The 23,262-nt window shown below is 37.8% G+C and carries 21 protein-coding genes and 1 other annotated feature; all 21 genes read left to right on the forward strand.

All coding sequences use genetic code 11. The features are described from left to right. Nucleotides 1-18: 18 nt before the first annotated feature. Nucleotides 19-1,323, forward strand: coding sequence for a bifunctional folylpolyglutamate synthase/dihydrofolate synthase (locus tag FC56_RS04650; RefSeq protein WP_056978209.1), 1,305 nt, complete (start codon nucleotides 19-21; stop codon nucleotides 1,321-1,323). A 124-nt stretch (nucleotides 1,324-1,447) separates the two neighbouring features. Next, complete coding sequence (locus FC56_RS04655; protein ID WP_056978210.1) at nucleotides 1,448-2,464, forward strand: rod shape-determining protein; 1,017 nt, start codon at nucleotides 1,448-1,450, stop codon at nucleotides 2,462-2,464. A gap of 42 nt (nucleotides 2,465-2,506) precedes the next feature. Beyond that, the gene (gene mreC, locus FC56_RS04660) at nucleotides 2,507-3,367 is read left to right on the forward strand and encodes a rod shape-determining protein MreC (protein ID WP_187116929.1); all 861 of its coding nucleotides are present in this window, start codon (nucleotides 2,507-2,509) and stop codon (nucleotides 3,365-3,367) included. Between the two features lie 3 nt (nucleotides 3,368-3,370). After that, nucleotides 3,371-3,895 carry a rod shape-determining protein MreD gene (gene mreD / locus FC56_RS04665; protein ID WP_054668993.1) on the forward strand — a complete coding sequence of 175 codons (525 nt, stop codon included), beginning with the start codon at nucleotides 3,371-3,373 and terminating at the stop codon, nucleotides 3,893-3,895. Nucleotides 3,896-3,910: 15 nt separating this feature from the next. Further along, entirely contained in the window at nucleotides 3,911-4,591 is a 681-nt protein-coding gene (locus tag FC56_RS04670) for a septum site-determining protein MinC (RefSeq protein WP_056978212.1), read from the forward strand. Further along, on the forward strand, nucleotides 4,584-5,390 hold the full coding sequence (gene minD / locus FC56_RS04675) for a septum site-determining protein MinD (RefSeq protein WP_056978213.1): 807 nt from the start codon (nucleotides 4,584-4,586) through the stop codon (nucleotides 5,388-5,390). The genes FC56_RS04670 and minD overlap by 8 nt, the downstream gene beginning before the upstream one ends. A gap of 53 nt (nucleotides 5,391-5,443) precedes the next feature. Next, nucleotides 5,444-5,673 (forward strand) — a binding site (T-box leader). 150 nt (nucleotides 5,674-5,823) lie between these two features. After that, nucleotides 5,824-6,465 carry an amino acid ABC transporter permease gene (locus FC56_RS04680; RefSeq protein WP_056978214.1) on the forward strand — a complete coding sequence of 214 codons (642 nt, stop codon included), beginning with the start codon at nucleotides 5,824-5,826 and terminating at the stop codon, nucleotides 6,463-6,465. A gap of 9 nt (nucleotides 6,466-6,474) precedes the next feature. Then, nucleotides 6,475-7,110, forward strand: a complete 636-nt coding sequence (locus FC56_RS04685; protein WP_056978215.1) for an amino acid ABC transporter ATP-binding protein — start codon at nucleotides 6,475-6,477, stop codon at nucleotides 7,108-7,110. An 11-nt stretch (nucleotides 7,111-7,121) separates the two neighbouring features. After that, entirely contained in the window at nucleotides 7,122-7,991 is an 870-nt protein-coding gene (locus tag FC56_RS04690) for an amino acid ABC transporter substrate-binding protein (RefSeq protein ID WP_054668989.1), read from the forward strand. Beyond that, nucleotides 7,991-9,250, forward strand: a complete 1,260-nt coding sequence (yfmF, locus tag FC56_RS04695) for an EF-P 5-aminopentanol modification-associated protein YfmF (protein ID WP_056978216.1) — start codon at nucleotides 7,991-7,993, stop codon at nucleotides 9,248-9,250. Before FC56_RS04690 ends, yfmF begins: the two co-directional genes overlap by 1 nt. 12 nt (nucleotides 9,251-9,262) lie before the next feature. Further along, complete coding sequence (gene yfmH, locus FC56_RS04700; RefSeq protein WP_147649693.1) at nucleotides 9,263-10,513, forward strand: EF-P 5-aminopentanol modification-associated protein YfmH; 1,251 nt, start codon at nucleotides 9,263-9,265, stop codon at nucleotides 10,511-10,513. A gap of 85 nt (nucleotides 10,514-10,598) precedes the next feature. Next, nucleotides 10,599-11,495 (forward strand): helix-turn-helix domain-containing protein, encoded by an 897-nt coding sequence (locus FC56_RS04705; protein ID WP_054668981.1) that lies wholly within the window; start codon nucleotides 10,599-10,601, stop codon nucleotides 11,493-11,495. Nucleotides 11,496-11,513: 18 nt separating this feature from the next. Then, the gene (pgsA, locus tag FC56_RS04710) at nucleotides 11,514-12,098 is read left to right on the forward strand and encodes a CDP-diacylglycerol--glycerol-3-phosphate 3-phosphatidyltransferase (protein ID WP_054668979.1); all 585 of its coding nucleotides are present in this window, start codon (nucleotides 11,514-11,516) and stop codon (nucleotides 12,096-12,098) included. A gap of 151 nt (nucleotides 12,099-12,249) precedes the next feature. Then, entirely contained in the window at nucleotides 12,250-13,329 is a 1,080-nt protein-coding gene (gene recA, locus FC56_RS04715) for a recombinase RecA (RefSeq protein ID WP_056978217.1), read from the forward strand. Between the two features lie 182 nt (nucleotides 13,330-13,511). Then, on the forward strand, nucleotides 13,512-15,065 hold the full coding sequence (rny, locus tag FC56_RS04720; RefSeq protein ID WP_056978454.1) for a ribonuclease Y: 1,554 nt from the start codon (nucleotides 13,512-13,514) through the stop codon (nucleotides 15,063-15,065). An 83-nt stretch (nucleotides 15,066-15,148) separates the two neighbouring features. After that, complete coding sequence (locus tag FC56_RS04725; RefSeq protein WP_056978218.1) at nucleotides 15,149-15,946, forward strand: TIGR00282 family metallophosphoesterase; 798 nt, start codon at nucleotides 15,149-15,151, stop codon at nucleotides 15,944-15,946. An 18-nt stretch (nucleotides 15,947-15,964) separates the two neighbouring features. Beyond that, a complete protein-coding gene (gene mutS / locus FC56_RS04730; protein WP_056978219.1) occupies nucleotides 15,965-18,580 on the forward strand; it encodes a DNA mismatch repair protein MutS in 2,616 nt (871 codons plus the stop codon). 2 nt (nucleotides 18,581-18,582) lie between these two features. After that, nucleotides 18,583-20,478, forward strand: a complete 1,896-nt coding sequence (mutL, locus tag FC56_RS04735; RefSeq protein ID WP_056978220.1) for a DNA mismatch repair endonuclease MutL — start codon at nucleotides 18,583-18,585, stop codon at nucleotides 20,476-20,478. A 73-nt stretch (nucleotides 20,479-20,551) separates the two neighbouring features. After that, nucleotides 20,552-21,154, forward strand: a complete 603-nt coding sequence (gene ruvA, locus FC56_RS04740; RefSeq protein ID WP_056978221.1) for a Holliday junction branch migration protein RuvA — start codon at nucleotides 20,552-20,554, stop codon at nucleotides 21,152-21,154. A gap of 15 nt (nucleotides 21,155-21,169) precedes the next feature. Beyond that, complete coding sequence (ruvB, locus tag FC56_RS04745) at nucleotides 21,170-22,183, forward strand: Holliday junction branch migration DNA helicase RuvB (RefSeq protein WP_056978455.1); 1,014 nt, start codon at nucleotides 21,170-21,172, stop codon at nucleotides 22,181-22,183. Nucleotides 22,184-22,201: 18 nt separating this feature from the next. Next, complete coding sequence (gene queA, locus FC56_RS04750) at nucleotides 22,202-23,242, forward strand: tRNA preQ1(34) S-adenosylmethionine ribosyltransferase-isomerase QueA (RefSeq protein ID WP_056978222.1); 1,041 nt, start codon at nucleotides 22,202-22,204, stop codon at nucleotides 23,240-23,242. Nucleotides 23,243-23,262 lie beyond the last annotated feature (20 nt).

Below are 23,262 nucleotides of genomic sequence, written 5' to 3' on the forward strand. Positions count from 1 at the left end.
TGAGAGGAGCAATATTGAATGATAAATACTTATGAAGATGCTCTAGCGTTTATTCACGGCCGAGGAAAATTTAAAAAAATTCCAACCTTAAAGCGTATGCAACGATTTATGGATTTGCTGGAAGATCCCCAAACTAAAATTAGACCAATTCATGTAGCGGGAACCAATGGCAAAGGCTCGACAGTAGCCTTTTTGAGATCTTTATTTGAACAACAAAATTTAACCGTAGGAACCTTTACTTCACCGTTTTTGATTAAATTTAATGAGCGAATTAGTGTTAATGGAATTCCGATTACGGATAATGAAGTGACGGAACTAGCCAGAAAAGTAAAACCCATTGTGGATCAATTGGATCAAGAACTTCCCGAAGGTGGCCCCACTGAATTTGAAATCGTTACTGCGATGATGTTTATTTATTTTGCTAGTCATCCAGTAGATGTAGTAATTGTGGAAGTTGGAATTGGTGGGTTATATGATTCAACTAACGTTCTCACTCCGGCATTATCCATTATTACGACAATAGGCTATGATCACATGCAAATTTTGGGCAATACATTGACTGAAATTGCGACTCAAAAGGCGGGAATTATTAAACCGGGGGTTCCGGTAGTGGTTGGAAATATTGGAACGGAAGCAGCTGCTGCTATTTTGAAGGTAGCAGAACAAAATGGCGCGCCGGTAAGCCAATTAGGACGAGAATTTAATTATCGTAATTTGGTAGAGACCCAAAGTAGTGAACAATTTGATTTTATAAATGAGCAAACAAATATTAGCCAAATCACAACCCAATTAATCGGTAACTATCAAGTAGACAATGCGGTAACAGCAATTCAAGCTTTTGAGCTTTATCAACGACAACAACAGAAGCCTTTTACGGTAGAGATGGTCAAAAAAGGAATTCAAGTGGCCACCTGGCCAGGGAGATTTGAAGTTATTCAACAAAAACCAATGGTGATAATTGATGGGGCTCACAACATACCAGCAATTGAAGCTTTGGTCTCTACTCTCAAAACTCAATTTACCAAGGAACCAATTTCAATTTTAGTTGCTGTTTTAGCTGATAAGCAGGCGGAAAAAATGATGTCTAGGTTACTAATGATTGAAAACGTGGAACTATACTTAACGACGTTTAATGCCCCTAAAAATCGACAAGTTTCATCCATCACTAAGTTGGCCCAATCATTAAATTCTAGACGGGTTCATGTGGTGGAAAACTGGCAAACAGGATTAGCCGAATTAATTAAAAATCAACCAGATAAAGTCATTTTAGTAACCGGTTCGTTATACTTTATTTCTGATGTGCGAAGGTGGTTAGTTAAATAATCCATTAAATCGCAATCAGTTTGTTTACCAACTATTTATTTATCAGGTTGGTATGATATACTTGTTTCGTTAAACTAATCTAGAGATATTAAACCGACATTTAAAAAAATGTGATGATGAAGGGATGAATAACTTGTTTGGACTTGGAAATAAAAATATTGGAATAGACCTAGGGACTGCCAATACGATTGTATACGTTGATGGAAAGGGAATTGTACTAAGAGAGCCGTCCGTAGTTGCCAAGAGTACCAAGACCGGTGAAATTATCGCTGTGGGTGCTGAAGCTCGTGATATGATTGGGAGAACTCCGGGAAGTATTCAGGCTGTTCGACCTATGAAAGATGGGGTAATCGCAGATTACGATACTACCGTTTCAATGATGAAGTATTTCATCGAAAAAGCTATTGGTAAAAACTCTGGCAAACCATTTGTTATGGTTTGTGTTCCTACTGGTATCACCGCCGTTGAAAAACGAGCAGTAATTGATGCTACTCGAGTAGCTGGAGCTAGAGATGCTTATGTAATTGAAGAACCATTTGCAGCTGCTATTGGTGCAGGACTTCCCGTTATGGATCCCACTGGTAGCATGGTGGTTGATATAGGTGGTGGTACTACTGATGTAGCTACCATTTCTTTAGGTGGGATTGTTTCTAGTCGTTCTGTTCGAATGGCTGGAGATAAACTCAATGATTCAATTGCTCAATATGTTCGTCAAAACTATAATTTGTTAATTGGTGAACGAACAGCTGAACAATTGAAGTGGGATATTGGCTCAGCATCTAAAGAAGCTGCCAAGGAAATTGGAGCTGTGCCAGTGAGAGGCCGAGATTTAGTTTCTGGTTTACCAACAACCGTTGAAGTTAATGGTGAAGATGTCAATAACGCAATTAGCGAAGGCCTAAATGAAATCATCGAAACAGTTAAAGAAACGTTAGAAGAAACTTCTCCTGAAATTGCTGCTGACGTTATTGATCACGGAATTGTGTTAACTGGTGGCGGAGCTTTGTTACGTAACCTTGCAGAAGTCATCGCTGACGCTACTCAAGTGCCGGTTTCAATTGCCAATGATCCATTAGATTGTGTTGCTATCGGTACTGGAGAATCTCTTAAAAGTATCGAAGTTATGAAGAAAAAACAATAATTTCAATTTTTAAATTAAGAAACACAAACGATGGAGGCAACAATGCAAAAATTTTTCTCAAATCGAAAACTAGTGATTTTTATCATTTGTTTAATCATTAGTTTCGGGTTGATGACTGTGTCAGTTGCCGTTAGAAATAAGCGCAGTACACCGCCAGTTGTTCAACAATTTGGCAATGACATTGTGGGATTTGCTGATAACGTAGTGGCAACACCGATGAACGGTATTCATCACGGCTTTGTTTCTATTAAAAACTTGTTAAATACCTACGAAGAAAATCAGCAACTTAAATCACAAGTTAATCAACTCACACAGACTAAAGTTAAAGATCAAATTTTAACTAAAGAAAACAAGCAATTAAAGCGCCAAGCTAAGGTTGGTAATACATTAACCAGTTACAGTAAAATTAATGCTGCGGTTATTACCCGAACGCCTTCATCTTGGAACAGCCAAATTATTATTAACAAAGGACAAGCTGCCGGGATTAAAAAGAATATGCCGGTAATTGCTGGTAAAGGATTGATCGGAACGGTTTCTGAAGTTAATAAGACTAACAGTAAAGTAGTCTTGGTTTCTAATACTTCTCAAAATTCTAACCGATTTGCTGTCCAAATTATTAACGGTGCAGGAAAAGTGGTTAACGGAATTATCACCTCCTATGATGGTACTAACAACCAAATTACAATGGGAAACGTTACATCTAAGGCTAAGCTTAAAAAGGGTGATAAGGTCACCACTAGTGGCTTAGGTGGTGTAATGCCTAAGGGAATTTACGTTGGAACAGTCGCTAAAATAACTGAAGATGATTATGGTTTAGCCAAAAAAGTATATATTACACCGGCAGCTAATTTGAATGATATCGAAGTGGTGTCGGTAGCTGTAAGGAATTCGGGGGTGAATTAACCCATGACAAAAAGAATTCCAGTTGAAGTCATCTTTTTTGTAGGCTTGATTTTAATGTTTTTCCTGGATGGCTCGGTTAGCTTAGTGTTCTCTAACGAACTGTATGCTTTTCCTAATGCGATGGTTCCGTATCTTACCGTTTTATGGTTAATGCTGAGCATGATCTTTATTGATAGAAGTTCTTTACGAATTGGATTGTGGGCAGCAGTAATTGGTTTTATTTTTGATATGTATTACACTGGATTGCTTGGTGTATTTGTTTTTATTTTTCCACTAGTTATCTATTTGGGTCGGTTGATATTTGAAACCTTACCTCCTAATTTCTTCAGTAGTTTTTTGGTTTACTTCATTATGATCACCTTAGTAGAAGGAATTAGTTGCTTAGCCAATGTAGTAGTGGGCTTGGTTAATATTTCAATGACCGATTTTTTAGTTAATATTTTAGCGCCAACACTAGCATTAAACTTGGTGTTGTTCGCAATTTTGTACTTTCCGATTGAACGGCTCTATCAAGCTTTTAACCGGTAAGAAGGAGTTTAAAGGATGGAAGCAACGACACTTAAGGGGACTCAAGATGGTTACGAAATTATTTTAAATGATCAAGCTGCCATGGATGCGGCATTTGAGACTTTAGAAAAAATTTTGGACGGCTTAAAAACTCAGATGGCAACATCTGATAAGCATATTACGTTCGATATTATTACCGGTAACCGTTTATTAACGTCTGCTCAACGGCAACGGTTAGAAAATATATTTGCTAATTACCAATTGTTTTCTATTCATAAAGTAATTTCTAATGTAATTACAAAAGAAAAAGCACAGCGAATGAAGGATCTCGAAAATGTACATATTTTAGATCGGGTAATTCGTAACGGCCAAGAAGTTAACGTTGAAGGTGACGTTTTATTTTTGGGCCAGATTCATCAGGGTGGTAAACTTTTTGTAAGTGGCAATATCTTTGTAATGGGGACGGTTGAAGGAATTGTCCAGGCGGGCTTTCCAAATATTGAATCTAAATTTATTATCGGGGACATTAAAACAGCGCAACAGGTTAGAATTGGCGAACAATTCGAAATTTTGGATGATTCAACACGTAGTAAAATCAAAACTAACACGGTCATTTATGTAAATGACCTACATACATTAGCTTTTGGTGAGCTTGAGGATTTAAAGCAAATTAGTCCTAAGTTCTTTAATCAGATTGGAGGAACCATCAATGGGTAAGGCATATGTAATTACGTCCGGAAAGGGAGGAGTAGGTAAAACTACCTCCACTGCTAATATCGGAACGGCTTTAGCAATGATGGGCAAACGAGTTTGTCTTATTGATTTGGATTTGGGGCTTAGAAACCTAGACGTTGTTTTAGGATTAGATAACCGAATCATGTACGATATTGTAGACGTTGCAGACGGAAGAGCTAAATTAGGCCAAGCATTGGTAAAGGATAAGCGATTTGATGATTTGCTTTACTTGCTACCTGCAGCTCAAAATACTGATAAAGATGCATTAAATGAAGACCAGGTAATGGAAATTGTAAATGACTTGAAGCCGGATTTTGATTATGTTTTAATTGATTGTCCAGCCGGGATTGAACAAGGATTTATGAATGCCATTGCTGGTGCTGATAGTGCTATTATTGTTACCACTCCAGAAATCTCAGCAGTTAGAGATGCTGATCGAGTGGTAGGCTTGTTGGAACAACATCCATTACAAGAACAACCTCATCTAATCATTAATAGAATTCGTAAGCACATGATGGCTGACGGTTCTGTTATGGATGTAGATGAAATTACCCATCATTTGGGAGTGGAATTACTGGGAATCATCGTTGATGATGATGAAGTTATTACAACCTCTAACCAAGGTGAACCCGTAGTATTGGACCCCAATAACTTAGCAGGTCAAGGTTATCGTGATATTGCTAGAAGATTGGAAGGCGAATCCGTGCCATTAATGAGCTTAGATGTTGAACAACACCCGAGTTTTTGGCAACGAGTAACTGGTTGGTTTAAGCGTAGTTAAAAAAAGCTTGACGAATCCAGAATTGCTCATTATGATAGTTTTAATTAAATAACTTATCTACTTAGATCGGAATGGTTTAGTATATTGCTAACAGAGAGTCTCAGCTAGCTGAAAATGAGATTAGGAATTGCTAAACTGCACATCCGGGAGTAATTTTTCTGAAAGACAGTAGGAAAAATCGTTGAACACGTTATTGTTGAAGTTTAGTAATAAACTCGTTGAGGTTAATTATGTGAATAATTAACGCAGTTGGGGTGGCACCACGATTAAAATCGTCCTCTTGGTCAGTTATTGATCAAGGGGATTTTTTATTTTATTACTAAACTCACAGAGATGATCAGTGCGAGCTGATCATGAACTGAGGTGGCACCGCGATAACTCGTCCTCTTAAACTATTTGTTTAAGAGGATTTTTTTATTTAGGAGATGAAATAATGGACTATATAATTTCAATATTACCAGCATTATTGGCTGGTACTAAAATGACTTTATCAATTTTTTTTACTACGATTATTATTGCTATTCCGTTAGGCGCGGTGATTGGCTTAGGATTAATTGGTAAAATCAAGCCTTTAAAATGGTTCTTAGATTTTTATGTTTGGTTAATGCGGGGAACCCCGTTACTACTACAATTGATTTTTATTTTTTATGGTTTACCATTAATCGGTATCGTTTTTCCTCGATATGATGCAGCCTTAATCGCCTTCGTATTAAACTATGCGGCATACTTTGGTGAAATCTTTCGGGGAGGATTTCAATCCGTTCCTAGGGGGCAGTTTGAAGCAGCTAAAATGTTGGAATTAAACTATTGGCAAACTATTCGCTACATTGTAATTCCACAAGTATTTAAGATCGTATTGCCATCGGTAGGTAATGAAGTCATTAATCTAATTAAAGATTCTTCATTAGTCTACGTTATCGGCTTAGGAGATTTGCTGAGAGCAGGTAATATTGCTACTGCTAGAGATGTGACATTGGTACCGTTAATCTTAGTAGGAATTATTTATCTATTATTAACTGCTGTATGTACCTTAGCATTGCGAATGATTGAAAAGCGAGCCAATGTTTGGCGTTAGGAGGCTACTATGTTAGAAATTAAAAATTTAACAAAGCAATTTGATGGACGCACCATTATTAATGATCTTTCCATGACGGTGGCTGATGACGAAATTCTAGCCATTGTGGGTCCTTCGGGAGCGGGAAAAACAACCTTGCTTCGTTGTATTACCGGCTTAGAAAAACCGGATAGTGGCCGTTTTTACTGGAACGGTCAAGAGTTTACTCCCAGTGACAAGAAAAAAAGCCAATCAATTATTGGGGCGGTATTTCAAGATTACCAATTGTTTCCTAATTTAACGGTTTTAAGAAACATTACCTTAGCTCCACAATTAGTTAAAAAAATGGAATCAGCAGAAGTAACAGAAGAAGCGCTGAAATTATTGAAACGTCTGGGATTAGAAAACAAAGATCAACTATATCCTTATCAGTTATCTGGTGGACAGAAGCAACGGGTAGCAATTGTTAGAGCGTTAGCAATGAACCCTAAAATTTTGTGCTATGATGAACCAACTTCTGCCTTGGATCCAGCTTTGCGACAAGAAGTAGGTCAGGTCATCACCGACCTCAAACAGACTGGAATGACCCAAATTGTGGTTACTCATGATATGGACTTTGCAGAAAATGTGGCGGATAAGATTATGAGAGTAGAAGCATTAAGCTAGGTGGGTGAAAAATGAAAAAAGTCTATCGATATTGGCTAGGTATAATTTTAATCAGCTTACTCATAATTTTGAGCGGGTGTACTAAGTTAAATAATTCTAATCACCAAGCTGATAATGGTCAAGCTGAATGGAAAGCTATCCAAAAGCGAGGAACTGTGGTGATTGGACTGGACGATAGTTTCGTTCCGATGGGATTTCAGCAACGTAATGGAACCATTAGTGGTTATGATGTTGATTTAGCTAAGGCAGTATTTAAACAGTACAACTTAAAAGTTGACTTCCAATCTATTGATTGGTCGATGAATGTTACTGAATTACGAAATGGAACGATTGATCTGATTTGGAATGGCTTTTCGATTAATGATCAACGCAAAAAAGTCTTAATGTTTAGTGAACCTTACCTTCAAAATAAACAAGTTTTGGTTACCAAAACGAATTCTAAAATTAATTCTTTAAAGCAAATGAACGGAAAAGTATTAGGACTGCAATCTGGTTCAGCTGGGGCGTTAGATTTTGATAAATATCCGAAATTATTAAAAAATCAGGTGAAAAACCGTGATTCGGTACAATATGATTCATTTACTAATGCATTTTTGGACCTTAATGCGGGTCGGATTCAAGGATTATTAATCGATAGTGTCTACGCTAATTACTACATTAATCACCAAAAAGACAAAAGAAGCTACAAAATCATTGATACCAATTACCCAATGGAATATTATGGTGTAGGAATCAAAAAGGGTAACACGGTATTACAACAAAAAGTTAATCGGGGATTAAATCAGTTAGCTAAGTCTGGGGAATTAGCTAAGATTAATCAAAAATGGTTCGGTGATACCGCTACTTCACCCTTAATAAAAGCAAACGATGGTAATAATTAATGCAAAATAGTTTACATTTTCAATTAAAGGTACAAAAAAGTACTAAGTTTAAAAACAACATTCTTTATATTAACTTTATCGAACCCCTCAAGGCAGATAATTTAGCCAAGAGGGCTTTATTAGCAGAAATGCTGGGAAATTTTTCTCAGTCATTACCAAGTGAACAAGCAGTAGCTAAAAAGTTGTCTTATTTGTATGGGGCAAGCTTTGGTGCTAGCGTTTTAAGATTAGGAAGCCAAAATGTGCTCCAATTTAAGATTTCATTTGCTAATAGCAAGTTCTTGCCTAATCAAGTAAATTTGTTACCTGAAGTTATTGCATTTTTGGACCAAATGATTAGTGAACCTTTGGCTAGTGATAACAGATTCAGTGATAATGTGTTTAAGCGACGACAATCTAATTTATCCCATTATGTTGAAACAATTGATGAAGACCACGCTTTTCAAAGTTCATTGCTGGTGCGGAAATTATTTTATGGTTCCGAAAACGACAATAGTGAGTACATTTTAGGGACTTTGGGTCAAATTAAAGCAGTAGATAATCAATCTCTATATTCCTACTATCAAGAGATGCTTAATAGCAACCAAGTAGTAGCCGTTGCCGCTGGAGATCTGTCAGAAAAACAATTACGTTCATTGTTGGAACAAACCAAACTAAACCAAATTTTGGATGATAAGTTAACTGCAAATATCCCCAATTTACGCGTTAGGTTTACCCCACATAAAGTTAATCAGTCAGTTACTAAGTATCAAGGGGACCAGACGACCTTATCGATGTCGGGTTACTTACCAGTTTACTGGGGAGATTCTCAATACTTTGCAGCCCTTCTAGGAAATTATATTTTAGGGGGGTCCATGCAATCGTTATTGTTTATGAATGTTCGTGAAAAGGCTAGCCTAGCCTACGATGTTCATAGTAATTACGATAGTTTAGCAGGACGATTAACAGTTCAAACCGGGATAGCGGCTACTAATAAAGATCAAGCTCAAGAATTAATTAGGCTACAGGTTAAACATCTTAAAGAAGGTGATTTTTCCGAGACCATGTTAGAGTCTGCTAAAAACAGTTTATTGAATCAACATTTGTCGGGAAGTGATAGTTTAAGAACGGAAGCTAATCGAAGCTTTTTAAACTATTTTGCTGCTGATATGAGCGAAAAAATATGGCAACAGAGATTAAAGGCCGTAACAATCAACGACATTCAGAATGTATTTAAACAGCTAGAATTACAAGCTGTTCACATTGGATTAGGAGAATAAGTGAGGGTGGTTATGAATAAAGAATATGTAAAAACAATGCAACTGCCCAATGGTTTTCGCATTCACGTAATCGTTAAGCCTGATTATGTCCGAACATCAATGGCACTAACGGTTAATTTTGGATCGGTGGACAGTAACTTTAAGTTAGATGGAACTTTAATTACTCAACCGGCAGGGATTGCGCATTTCTTAGAACATCAGTTATTTGACAAGGAAGGTTACGACGTTACTGAAAAATTTGCTGCTTTGGGAGCAGATTCTAATGCTTTTACTTCCTATACCAAGACCAGTTATTTAGCTTCCACCGTTGAAAATCCAATGGAAGTAATTAAAACCTTAGTTAATTTTGTAACCACACCATATTTTAGTGCCGAAAACGTTGCTAAAGAAAAAGGAATCATTAGCCAAGAAATTGGAATGTACACGGATGATCCTGACAATCGGCTGTACGTTAACACTGTGGAAAATATGTATCAGGAAACTACTCTAGCCAATGATGTGGCTGGATCAGTTGAATCTGTTTCTCAAATTACACAGGATGATTTAAATTTGGCATATACAAGTTTTTATCAACCTAACAACATGAATTTACTTGTAGTAGGCAATATCAATGCACAACAGGTTTATGAATCTGTATTAGCATCTTTTGGATTGGACACTATTTCTGAATCTAAGGTTCAAAAAAATAGGCAAAGTCTAACCGGAAAGTTAAATAAGAGCTTAAATTTTACTGCGCCAGTAGTTTTTCCTAAGTTTGCTTTGGGATTAAAGGGGCATGATAAAGTTCCGGAAAATTTAGCAGGCATTAAGTATGAAATTGCCGTTTCAATTGCTTTGGATCTATTCTTTTCCGAAACTGCATCAACTTATAATCAACTTTATGAAGCAAACTTGTTAGATGATTCCTTTAGTTATGAGTTTGAGAATGAAGATGGATTTCATTTTGCGATGTTATTAGGAAATGCACTTAATCCGGTAGAGACGATTGATCAGCTTCAAAAAGTAATTCGAAGTATTCCTACTGAATTACCTAAGATGCGAGAACAGTTTGAACTCCAGAAAAAGGAATTAACTGGTAATTATATCGAAATGATGGATTCCGAAACGGCAATTGTATCTCAGTTCAGTGATTTTGGAGAGGAAACTGATTCGGTATTCGATGAGTTAAAGCTCATTACTGAATTAAACTTTGATGATTTAATTAATATCTGTATCCCGTTTTTTGAACAAGTGGAAGTTTCACAAACAATTATTGAAGCGTAGTAATTTTTTACGATTCTTTATAATTATTGTTAACTTTCATATGATATACTAAATTTAACGACTATTGTAAAGTGTGGAGAGAGTTATGAACGACGACAAAGAAAATGTAAACAAAGGTTCGATTGGAAAAACTTTGCGAGATGCCCGAGTTGCTAAGGGGTATACCCTTGACGATTTACAAAAGACCACTAAAATTCAAAAACGATATTTAATTGCTATCGAAGATGACGATTTCGATGCTTTACCGGGTGAATTTTACGTGCGTGCCTTTGTGAAACAATATGCAGATTCAGTGGATTTAAATGGAAATGAATTATTAAGTGAATATAAGACTAAACTGCCAGATACCCATTCGGCAGAGTACGTCGATCGGGTTAATGGTGATAACCCTGAAAGTCGTTCGGCTCAACGAAAAGTTGACGAACGTAATTCTCGAATTCGACACTACATTCCAATTGTTGCAGTTTCGATCGTTGTCCTTTTGATCTTAATTGCGATCTGGGTAGCGGCAGCTAGAAATACGCATGATTCTTCTCAAACTAAGATTGAAACCAGTAAAGTAACGGTTTCTTCTGATTCTGATAAGGATAAAAAAGCTAGTTCTACAGCAGCGCCTAAAGTGAATAAGACCAAAAAGACGACCACAAAGAAAGTCGTTAAATTTAAGAAAACTGCCGCTTCTGGTAGTGATCTTACATACACAGTTAGTGGGACAGCTAACAAAGCTAAGGTGGTTAAAATCAAAGCCACTGAAAGTGCTTGGACTTCCCTAAGTGTTAATAGCACCATTAAATGGCAAGCAGCTCAAACTAAGGGGCAAGTCAAAAAAGTTACACTGCCTGCAGACACAACCCAAGCATCCATTAATGCGGGAAATGCTACAGGAATTAAAATTTATGTGAATGGAACACGACTTAAGTTGGCTCAACCAGCAAGTGGTTCAAGCGACCAAGTTCGAACCATTACCATGAACTTTAAATAATTGTTGGAGGGGTTTTAGATGAATTTACCAAATAAATTAACTGTTTTTCGGATTATTTTAATTCCATTTTTTATTATAGTAATGTCACTGTCGTTTGGCGGCAGCGTTATGGTTTTAGGAACAAGTATTTCTATTTCCAGACTATTAGGCACTTTGATTTTTGTCGTAGCATCTTTGACCGACGTTATGGACGGTAAGATTGCTCGAAAAAATCATTTAATTACTAATTTTGGTAAATTTGCGGATCCATTAGCTGATAAGATGTTGATGACCACTGCGTTCTTTTTCTTAGTTGCAGCGCATACAGTTCCAGCATGGGTAGCGGCAATTATTGCTTGTCGTGAACTAGCGGTTACTGGTCTTCGATTGATTATTGTTGAAAGCGACGGAGAAGTCTTCGCAGCACAATTACCAGGCAAAATCAAAACGGTATCACAGATGTTTGCAATCTTTTTCTTATTAATGAATAATGTGATTTTTGACCTAATTAATATTCCAATGGACCAAATTTTATTGTACGTTTGCTTATTCTTTACTATTTACTCTGGAGCTGATTACTTCATTAAAAATAGTCATGTATTTGCAGACTCTTTTGGAAAATAAAGGTACCACTGAATTTTTTCGTAATTTAATATAAAGGGCGAATCGGCGAACAAAGAAAATCGAACTTTTGTTCGCTTTTTTCTTGCTTTTTGTTCTGAATGTTTGTATAGTTACGAAGTAGACTTTCTTAAAGAAAGACGGAGGAATTTGAATGGCTGATGAAAGAAAAGCGGCTTTAGATAAAGCTCTAAAGAACATCGAAAAAGAATTTGGTAAGGGCTCTATTATGCGAATGGGTGATAAAGCTGATACTCAAATTTCAACTATTCCTACGGGCTCGTTAGCTTTAGACGAGGCTTTAGGGGTAGGTGGTTACCCTCGTGGTAGAATTGTTGAAATTTACGGACCTGAAAGCTCTGGTAAAACCACGGTTGCTCTTCATGCAGTAGCCGAAGTTCAGCGCCGAGGGGGAACCGCTGCGTATATTGATGCAGAAAATGCCTTGGATCCAGCATATGCAACTAATTTAGGCGTTAGCATTGATGATTTATTATTGTCGCAACCAGATACTGGAGAACAAGGATTGCAAATCACAGATGCCTTAGTTTCTAGTGGGGCTGTTGACATTGTGGTTGTGGATTCTGTGGCTGCCTTGGTTCCTAGAGCGGAAATTGAAGGCGAAATGGGAGATCAACATGTTGGTCTTCAAGCTCGATTAATGTCTCAGGCATTAAGAAAATTATCTGGAACTATTAACAAAACAAAAACAATTGCCATTTTTATTAACCAAATTCGAGAAAAAGTGGGCGTAATGTTTGGTAACCCTGAAACTACTCCTGGTGGCCGAGCTTTGAAGTTCTATTCTACGATTAGACTAGAAGTTAGACGTTCGGAACAAATTAAAGACGGTACCGATATTATTGGTAACCGTGCTCGAATCAAAGTGGTAAAAAATAAGGTAGCACCACCATTTAGAAAAGCTGAAGTTGATATTATGTACGGCCAAGGAATTTCACAGTCTGGTGAATTAGTTGACATGGCTGTTGAAAAAGATATTATTAATAAATCTGGTTCCTGGTATTCATATGGTGAGGAACGAATTGGTCAAGGTCGTGAAAACGCCAAGGCTTATTTGGAAGACCATAAAGATATGTATGCAGAAGTACTAAAAAAGGTACGGGAAGCATATGGAATTTCTAATCCTGAAGACGAAGCTGAAAGCGAAGTGGTTTCAGATGATAAAAATGCTAAAAAGACCACCGCTGATAAATTAGATTTAGAAGGTAAGTAAAGAGACGTTTAAGCGTCTCTTTTTTATTTGGCTAATCGGTGAGATGATGGGCTTATGTGATTGACACTGTAAGGCTTAAACATTAAAATAGTACTTGTGTCAATAATCAAAAATCTGAAAACCGATTAAGAGATTAATCTTTTTGATGATGTGGAGGTAAAACCGTGACTACTATAGTTGAAATGGTTACAATAATCCTCGCAATCATCGCTATTGTTATTAGTTTTGTTGCTGGTAAGGCCATTCAAACTAAAAATTTTGAAGCCCATATTAAATCCGCTAATGATTCTGCAGAAGGAATCATTAAAGAAGCTCAAAAACAGGCGGATAATACGGTTAAAGAAGCTAGTTTGACGGCTCAAGAGAAGGCTCACGAATATCGTTCCGAAGTTGAAAAGGAATTAAAGCAACGACGAACTGAAATTCAAAAGCAGGAAGCTCGACTTTTGCAGCGTGAAGAAGCGCTAGATAAAAAGGATACGGCCTTTCAAAAGCGAGAAAGTTCATTGAGTCGAAAAGAGCAAAAATTGTCCCGTGAACGACAAAATATTGCAAAGCAACAAGATAATGCCAACACCCTCATTCAAGAACGACAAGCTGAAATTCAGCGAGTAGCAGCTTTAACGCAGGAAGAAGCTCGAGACCTATTACTAGCAGAAACCAGTAAGCAGTTAGAAGACGAACGAGCTAAGATGGTTAAGGAAAGTTATCGTCAAGCACAACAAGATGCTGATCAAAACGCTAAGGACTTGATGGTTCAAGCGATTCAACAAAGTGCAGCCGACGTAGTTTCTGAGACTACAGTTTCTGTAGTAACGCTACCCAATGAAGATATGAAGGGGCGCATAATTGGGCGAGAAGGACGAAATATTCGAACCTTTGAAACCTTAACTGGAATTGATTTAATCATTGATGATACTCCTGAAGCAGTTGTTTTAAGTGGCTTTGATCCAATTAGAAGAGAAGTTGCCAAAATGGCTTTAGAAAAGTTAATCAAAGACGGTCGAATTCATCCGGCTCGGATTGAAGAAATGGTTGCTAAAAGTCAAAAAGAACTAACCCAACGAATTCAAGAAATTGGGGAACAAACTTTGTTTGATCTAGGTATCCATTCGATGAGTCCGGAATTGACTAATCATGTCGGAATGTTGAACTTCAAAATTGGTCATGGTCAAAACCTATTGGCCCATTCAATTGAAGTAGCTAAGCTAACTGGTGCTTTTGCTGCTGAACTTGGCGAGGACGTTACATTAGCAAAACGCGCAGGATTATTACACGATATTGGCAAGTCAGTCAACAATGGGACTGAGGGTTCCTATGTTGAACTGGGAGTCGATTTAGTAAAGAAAAACCATGAAAGTTTTGAAGTGGTTGATGCCATTAAAGCTTATCATGCTGATCATGAACCACAATCTATAATTGCAGAATTAGTAACGGTTGCTGAAAAAATTACCATTTCTCGTCCAGGAGAACATAGTGATTCTTTGGAAAGCTACGTTCACCGACTTGAAAGTTTGGAAAAAATTTCAGACAGCTTTGATGATGTTGAAAAAAGCTATGCTATTCAAGCAGGTCGTGAAATTCGAGTGATTGCTAAGCCGGATAACATTTCTGATACCCAGTCAATCGTACTGGCTCGTAAGATCAAAAAGAAGATTGAAAATGAAATGAAATATCCAGGCCATATCAAAGTTACCGTTATTCGAGAAACCCGCTCAGTTGAATATGCAAAGTAAAAGATCAGATAAAACTGGTCTTTTTTTTATTAGTAAAATGGTACAATGGAACCTACTAAACAGAAAGAATTGGTAACTTAAATATGCGAATTTTATTTATTGGTGATGTAGTTGGAGATCGAGGAATGGAAATGCTTGAGTCTAGAATTAGTAGTCTTAAGCAACAATACAAACCACAAGTAACGATTGTTAATGGTGAAAACTCCACTTCTCAAGGTCGCGGAATTACTAAAGCCATCTTTAAAAAAATGATGGGAATGGGAGTCGACGTTGTGACGTTGGGAAACCATGCTTGGAATAACGAAGAAATTTACCAATTCATTGACGATACCCCTAAATTAATTAGACCAGCTAATTATCCGGATGCCCCGGGAAATGGTTATACGATTGTTAACGTGAATAATACTAAATTGGCAGTGATTAACATTCAAGGTCGAGTATTTTTGGATACAATTGATAATCCGTTCGTAGTCTTACAGCAACTAGTTGACAAGCTCCAAAAGGAAGTTGATTATATTTTTGTTGATTGCCATGCTGAGGCTACTAGTGAAAAAATGGCTATGGCAACTTTTTTGGATGGAAAGATTTCTGCACTAGTGGGGACCCATACACATGTTCAAACTAACGATGCTCAAATTTTACCCCACGGAACAGCCTTCTTAAGCGATGCTGGAATGACAGGCCCTATTGGCGGCGTGTTGGGTATGCAAGCTGAAAGTGTGCTATCACGTTTCTTAAATGCGCGGCCAGTACGCTTTAACGTCGTAAGTTCTGGTGCCGCTGTATTGGGTGCTTGTGTTATCGATTTGAGCGACAAAGATGGGCACGCCCTTAAAATAAAAAATATGGTAATTAAAAGTGATGATCCAATAGAAAATTAAGAAAGGAATAAGTATATTTTGGCGAAAAACGAAACGACTCCCATGATGGAACAGTACCAACAAATTAAGGATCAATACCCGGATGCTTTTTTGTTTTATCGATTGGGAGATTTTTACGAATTATTCAATGATGATGCAATCAAGGGCTCTCAAATTATGGAATTGACTTTAACTAATCGGAGTCGTAATTCTGAGCATCCAATTCCCATGTGTGGGGTGCCCCATAAAGCCGTTAAAAACTATGTTGATATTTTAATTGATCAGGGATACAAAGTCGCCATTTGTGAGCAAATGGAAGACCCGGCGTTGACTAAGGGAATGGTTAAACGTGAAGTAGTTCAGTTGATTACTCCAGGTACCCAAATTGATACTGGAGCTGAAAACGCTAAGGATAATAATTATTTAACTGCTATTATGTCTCAAGATGATGGAGAGAGTTATGATTTAGCTTATGTAGATTTAGCTACTGGTCAACTACAAGTAACTACTTTGGCGAGTTTTGATGAGTTAACCAATGAAATTATTAATTTGCAAACTAAAGAAACGGTCTTGCCAGCAGAGATTAATTTAGAAGTTACCGAGTTATTAAATAAACTGGGAATTTTAATTTCACATAACGCCAACCAAGAGGTTAATTCTGCAACTAGTTATTTAAGCCAAAATATTGATAGTGAGGGCCAAAAGGCAGTTCTAGCCCAATTATTGGAGTATGTTCGAGCTACCCAAAAACGAAGTTTAGACCATCTTAAAAAAGCGGTAGCTTACGAGCCCAATTACTTCTTAGAAATTGATCATAACTCTCAATACAATTTGGAATTAACCAAAAACATTCGAACCGCTAAAAAGAGTGGAACCTTATTATGGTTGCTGGACCAGACTAAAACGGCAATGGGCGGTAGAAAACTAAAGCAGTGGGTAGAACGGCCATTAATTAGTCGAGATGCCATTTCCAAACGGCAAGAAGTAGTAGAAGATTTATTAAACCACTATTATGAACGTAATCAATTAACCGATGACTTAATTAAAGTGTACGACTTGGAACGATTAGCTAGTCGGATTGCTTTTGGTAGTGTGAATGGTCGAGACCTGATTCAATTAAAAACGTCATTGGAACAAATGCCTAAAATTAGACATGCTTTGGATAGTTTCACGGCAACTAGCCTGAAGAAACTGAGCCGCAACATTATTTCTGTAGATGATTTAGTTGATTTAATTGAGCAGGCTATTGCCGATGAACCGCCAATTTCGGTTACCGAAGGTGGAATTATTAAGGACGATTACGACAAGCAACTGGATGCTTATCGGGATGCCAGCAAAAATGGTAAGCAGTGGTTGGCAAATTTAGAGGCCCAGGAACGAGAAATTACTGGTATTAATAACTTAAAAATCGGCTTTAATCGGGTATTTGGCTATTATATCGAAGTGACTAAGGCTAACTCTAGTAAGGTACCAACCGAGCGTTATCAACGAAAGCAAACACTAACTAACTCTGAACGTTTTACTACTCCGGAGCTAAAAGAAAAAGAAACTCTAATTTTAGAAGCTCAAGATAAGAGTCAATCATTAGAATATGAGTTGTTTGTTAAAATTAGAGATACTATTAAAGAGTCTATCGACCGTATTCAACAATTAGCTGATATTGTCGCCCAAATTGACGTTTTGCAAAGCTTCGCTAGTGTTAGTGAAGAGTATCGGTTTGTTAAACCAGAATTAACAAAACAACATGAAGTCAAAATTATTGCTGGTCGGCATCCGGTAGTTGAAAAGGTCATTGGTCATCAAAAATACATTCCTAACGATATTTTAATGCCGGAAAAAACTAATATATTATTGATTACCGGACCTAATATGTCAGGAAAAAGTACGTTTATGCGGCAGATGGCGTTAACTGTGATAATGAATCAAATTGGGTGCTTTGTTCCGGCAGAATCAGCCGTGTTACCAATTTTTGATAAGATTTTTACCAGAATTGGAGCAGCTGATGATTTAATTTCTGGTGAAAGTACTTTCATGGTAGAAATGAAAGAAGCCAATAACGCATTGCAACATGCTACTTCAAACAGTTTGATTTTATTTGACGAAATCGGACGGGGAACTGCTACGTACGACGGAATGGCACTGGCGCAATCTATTATTGAATACGATCATAATAATATTCACGCTAAAACTTTATTTTCTACCCACTACCATGAGCTAACCACGTTAGAGTCTGAATTACCAGAACTCAAAAACGTTCATGTAGGGGCAGTAGAACAAAATGGAGAACTTGTCTTTTTACATCACATTGAAGATGGTCCAGTGGACAAATCTTATGGAATTCACGTTGCTAAATTGGCAGGCCTACCTTCTAGTTTGTTAGATCGAGCAGATACTATTTTGACAGAACTGGAAAGTGAACCAACCAAGACCATTTCGGCAAACGTGACACCGACGCCAACTGAACAAATTACTCCAGCACCAATAGATGTAAAAGATCAGCAGATGTCGTTATTTGCCGAACAATCCTTGGATGAAAATGATGAACAAGTATTACATGCTTTACGGCATCTAGATCTAATGGGAAAAACTCCTATGCAGGTTATGAATCAAGTCTATCGTTGGCAACAGAAGTTAAACAAAGAAACGAGTGATTAAACGTGGCTAAAATTCACGAATTACCAGTCCTTTTGGCTGATCAAATTGCTGCCGGAGAAGTGGTTGAAAGACCAGCTTCAGTAGTTAAAGAACTAGTTGAAAACGCCGTTGATGCTAACAGTACGGAAATTAATGTGAATGTTGAATCCGCTGGTTTAAAGGTCATTCAAGTAATTGATAACGGTGATGGGATCGCTGGCGACGAGGTTCAGACTGCTTTTTTACGTCATGCTACAAGTAAAATTGCTGAACAACGGGATCTATTTAGGGTTAAAACTTTAGGGTTTAGGGGCGAGGCTCTTCCTAGTATTAATTCTGTTTCTGATTTGACAATCGAAACTTCTACTGGAGATGTTGGAACGCAACTACAGTTTAAGGGTGGCAAATTAGTTAGCCAAGGGATTGCCGCTCCCAGAAAAGGGACAACGGTAACTGTTAATCAGTTATTTTATAATACCCCGGCTAGGCTAAAGTACCTCAAATCACCCGGAACCGAGTTATCACAAATTACCGATGTGATTAATCGCTTAGCTATTAGTTACCCACAAATTAGTTTTTCATTCACTTCTGATGGTCGTGAATTATTGAGAACAGCTGGTCGCGGACAAGTTGACGCTGTTTTAGGAGCGATTTATGGGCAAAAGAATCTAAACAAGCTGGTGCCGATTACTAAAGAAAATTTGGAAATTCAGGTGACGGGTTATACTTCCTTGCCTGAATTAACCAGAGCTTCACGAAAATATATGTCGTTAATTTTGAACGGAAGATACATTCGTAACTATCAGTTGAGTCGAGCGATTGTAGATGGTTATGGTTCCAAGTTAATGGTTGGGCGATATCCTATTTCAGTGATTAATATAACCGTTGACCCAGCGTTAGTAGATGTGAATGTCCATCCCACTAAGCAAGAAGTTCGAATTTCTAACGAGCAAGAGATCATGACGCTGATTAGTCAGGCAGTTGATGCTGCTGTTAGTCCTCAGGTTAGAATTCCTCAGGCAGATCCGGTTCCTAATCTTAGTCAGGCAATTTCACGACCCAAACCAATAGTTGCAGAAAGTTCGAAGTTACCAGCTAATACAGCTCCAATGCTGAAAGCAACAGATCCTACTGCCGTTGTTGAACCCATCATTATTACCAATAAAGCTGAATTAGATTTGCCTACCATTCAACGATTTGATGAACAGGTAGCTAAGATGACGGCTTCAAATAATGAGGTTGAAGAGCAACCGGTTGCGCCTATATCTAAGCCTGAAGATTTAGAGCTGTTTTCAGAAGAAACGAAGGATACTAAATTTCCCGAGTTGAGATATATTGGGCAATTACACGGAACGTATTTATTAACCGAAAACCAAAACGGCCTGTATCTGGTAGATCAGCATGCTGCTCAAGAACGGGTAAACTACGAATATTATCGAAAGGCAATCGGTGAAGTTAGTGATGACCAGCAGCGCCTAATGGTACCTATTGTTCTCGATTATTCCACTTCTGATTTTCTCCTTATTTCGGAACGGTTAGATTTATTAGCTAACTTGGGAATTTATTTGGAAGAGTTTGGGCAAAACAGTTTTATTCTAAGAGAGCATCCAACTTGGTTTAAGGCAGGACAAGAAGAGGATACCGTTAGGGAAATGATTGATTGGATTTTAACTGATCATCATATTTCGGTGGCTGCTTATCGTGAAAAAACGGCTATAATGATGAGTTGTAAGCGGGCCATTAAAGCCAATCATCATTTAGATGATCAACAGGCTAAGGCACTTTTAGAGCGGTTGCCAGAATGTGAGAATCCTTATAACTGTCCTCATGGTCGCCCAGTGTTAGTGGAAATTACCACCACTGAAATCGAAAAAATGTTCAAACGAATTCAAGATTCACATGATTCTAAAGAATTCTGATAAATTCCGCCGAGTAGATAACTAATATGATACAATCGGATAAGCAAACATATGTTTAGAAGGGAACTGGAACATGTTCGAATTTTTAGAAGGTCAAGTGATTGACGTACGACCTGACGCGGTGGTTATTAACGTCCATGGCATTGGTTTTTTAGTTTATTCACCGGATCCATATCAATATGACATCTCTGAGACAACTCAGCGCATATATGTTTATCAATCTGTTAGCGAAAATGCCATGCTGCTTTATGGCTTTCATGATGTTGAAGATAAACAACTTTTTTTGAAATTAATCGCGGTTTCAGGTATTGGTCCTAAAAGTGCGTTGGCTATTTTAGCCGGCCATGATCGTAACGGGCTGGTTAACGCTATTGCTAGTGAAGACGTGAAATTTTTAACTAAATTTCCGGGGGTAGGTAAGAAAACTGCTCAGCAAATTATTTTGGACTTACGGGGTAAATTAGGGAACTTTAGTGCGCAAATGGATCTTTTAGCTCCAGAACAGTCTCAATTAACTGAGCCTGATAATCAAGCCCTAAGCGATGCTTTAGAGGCGTTAAAGGCACTAGGTTATACTGACAAGCAAGTTCAAAAACTTCAACCTGAGTTAGCAGAACTACCTAAAACGACAACCGATGAATATTTGAGTCAGGGACTTAAATTGTTAATGAAGTAGAAAAAGGTGAATGAATTGACGGAAAATGATGACCGCATTATTTCAGCCAATAATTTAGATGATAGTGAAGAAAATATTGAACGCTCAATCCGACCACAATTATTGGATCAGTACATTGGTCAGTCAGATATTAAAAGTGAACTTCAAGTTTACATCCAAGCAGCTAAACAACGAGAAGAAGCTTTAGATCATGTTTTACTGTATGGACCACCGGGACTAGGGAAAACCACTTTAGCGATGGTAATCGCTAATGAACTTCAAGTTAATATTAGAACTACTAGTGGCCCCGCTATTGAAAAACCTGGGGACTTATTATCATTATTAAACGAATTAAGGCCGGGGGATGTTTTATTTATTGATGAAATTCACCGCTTGCCTAAAATCGTAGAAGAAATGTTGTACTCTGCTATGGAAGATTTCTTTGTCGATATTGTGATCGGTCAGGGTCCAACAGCTCATCCAGTTCATTTTCCATTACCGCCATTTACGTTGATCGGAGCGACTACTCAAGCAGGGATGCTGTCAGCACCACTTCGAGATCGTTTTGGTATTGTGGAACACATGAATTACTATACGGTGAATGAATTAGAGCAAATTGTGCGACGAACTGCTGACATTTTTCAGACGGCAATTAGTGACGAAGGAGCTCATGAAGTTGGGTTGCGTTCTAGAGGAACTCCCCGGGTGGCTAACCGCCTATTAAAACGAATTAGAGATTTTGCACAGGTAGCTTCTAAATCAGAAATCGATTTAGAAATTGTGCAATATGCATTGCGTTTGTTGAAAGTAGACGATCTAGGACTCGATGATACTGATATTAAACTGTTAAAGACCATGATTGATTTTTATAACGGTGGGCCGGTCGGCTTAAATACGTTGGCGGCTAATATTGGTGAAGAGACGGATACGATTGCGGAAATGTATGAACCATATTTACTACAAATTGGCATGTTAAAACGTACTGCACGCGGTCGAATGGTTACGGATAAAGCTTACTTACACTTGGGTTACACCCCCAAACAAAAATAAACGAAGGGATGATCAACCGTGACAGAAAAATACACATTGGCAGATTTTGATTACGATTTGCCTAAAGAATTAATTGCTCAAACTCCAATTGAAAAGCGAGATACTTCTAGATTATTGGTGATGAACCACGAAACTGGTGAACTTACTGATAAGCATTTTTATGATATTATCGATTATTTAAATCCTGGCGATGCCTTGGTAATGAATGATTCTAAAGTAATGCCCGCACGGATCTACGGGGTTAAAGAAGATACAGGAGCGCACGTAGAAGTATTATTACTACACAACATTGAAGGTGATAGTTGGGAAACTTTAATGAAACCAGCTAGGAAGCTTAAGGTAGGGGCTGTTGTTAGTTTTGGCGATGGTCAATTAAAAGCAGTGGTAACTAAGGAATTAGACCATGGTGGACGTGAAATTAAATTTGAGTACGATGGTATTTTTATTGAGATTCTAGAACGATTAGGCGAAACACCACTGCCACCTTATATTAAGGAAAAACTAGATGATCCGGATCGTTACCAAACTGTTTATGCTAAAGAAATGGGATCTGCTGCTGCGCCTACAGCCGGTCTTCATTGGACTCCAGAATTATTAGATAAAGTGCAAGCAAAAGGGATCAAACTAGTTTATTTGACTCTTCATGTTGGGTTGGGAACTTTCCGACCAGTCGACGAAGATAACATTGAAGATCACAAGATGCATAGCGAGTTCTATCGGTTATCCGAAGATGCTGCGGCTACTTTAAATGAAGTTAGACAAAATGGTGGCCGTATTGTGGCCACTGGGACCACTTCTATTAGAACTCTTGAAACCATTGGTTCTAAATTTAATGGTGCAATTAAGGCTGATTCTGGTTGGACCGATATTTTTATTAAACCGGGTTATGACTGGAAAGTGGTTAACGCCTTTATTACCAACTTCCACTTGCCTAAGTCAACGTTAGTAATGTTGGTAGCTTCCTTTACTGGTCGAGATAATATCTTGAACGCGTACCAACATGCCATTGAAGAAAAATATCGCTTCTTTAGTTTTGGCGATGCGATGTATATCTATTAGTTTCAATAGTAACGGAGGAT

Source organism: Lentilactobacillus senioris DSM 24302 = JCM 17472, assembly GCF_001436555.1.
Classification (GTDB): Bacteria; Bacillota; Bacilli; order Lactobacillales; family Lactobacillaceae; genus Lentilactobacillus; species Lentilactobacillus senioris.

Excerpts from the sequence above, each read along its gene's own strand:
- recA (WP_056978217.1), top strand. The coding sequence starts at position 12,250 with ATGGCTGATGAAAGAAAAGCGGCTTTAGATAAAGCTCTAAAGAACATC.
- minD (WP_056978213.1), top strand. The coding sequence starts at position 4,584 with ATGGGTAAGGCATATGTAATTACGTCCGGAAAGGGAGGAGTAGGTAAA.
- FC56_RS04650 (WP_056978209.1), top strand. The coding sequence starts at position 19 with ATGATAAATACTTATGAAGATGCTCTAGCGTTTATTCACGGCCGAGGA.
- FC56_RS04690 (WP_054668989.1), top strand. The coding sequence starts at position 7,122 with ATGAAAAAAGTCTATCGATATTGGCTAGGTATAATTTTAATCAGCTTA.
- mreC (WP_187116929.1), top strand. The coding sequence starts at position 2,507 with ATGCAAAAATTTTTCTCAAATCGAAAACTAGTGATTTTTATCATTTGT.
- yfmH (WP_147649693.1), top strand. The coding sequence starts at position 9,263 with ATGAATAAAGAATATGTAAAAACAATGCAACTGCCCAATGGTTTTCGC.
- FC56_RS04680 (WP_056978214.1), top strand. The coding sequence starts at position 5,824 with ATGGACTATATAATTTCAATATTACCAGCATTATTGGCTGGTACTAAA.
- rny (WP_056978454.1), top strand. The coding sequence starts at position 13,512 with ATGGTTACAATAATCCTCGCAATCATCGCTATTGTTATTAGTTTTGTT.
- FC56_RS04705 (WP_054668981.1), top strand. The coding sequence starts at position 10,599 with ATGAACGACGACAAAGAAAATGTAAACAAAGGTTCGATTGGAAAAACT.
- FC56_RS04725 (WP_056978218.1), top strand. The coding sequence starts at position 15,149 with ATGCGAATTTTATTTATTGGTGATGTAGTTGGAGATCGAGGAATGGAA.
- pgsA (WP_054668979.1), top strand. The coding sequence starts at position 11,514 with ATGAATTTACCAAATAAATTAACTGTTTTTCGGATTATTTTAATTCCA.
- FC56_RS04670 (WP_056978212.1), top strand. The coding sequence starts at position 3,911 with ATGGAAGCAACGACACTTAAGGGGACTCAAGATGGTTACGAAATTATT.
- FC56_RS04685 (WP_056978215.1), top strand. The coding sequence starts at position 6,475 with ATGTTAGAAATTAAAAATTTAACAAAGCAATTTGATGGACGCACCATT.
- FC56_RS04655 (WP_056978210.1), top strand. The coding sequence starts at position 1,448 with ATGAATAACTTGTTTGGACTTGGAAATAAAAATATTGGAATAGACCTA.
- mreD (WP_054668993.1), top strand. The coding sequence starts at position 3,371 with ATGACAAAAAGAATTCCAGTTGAAGTCATCTTTTTTGTAGGCTTGATT.
- yfmF (WP_056978216.1), top strand. The coding sequence starts at position 7,991 with ATGCAAAATAGTTTACATTTTCAATTAAAGGTACAAAAAAGTACTAAG.
- ruvA (WP_056978221.1), top strand. The coding sequence starts at position 20,552 with ATGTTCGAATTTTTAGAAGGTCAAGTGATTGACGTACGACCTGACGCG.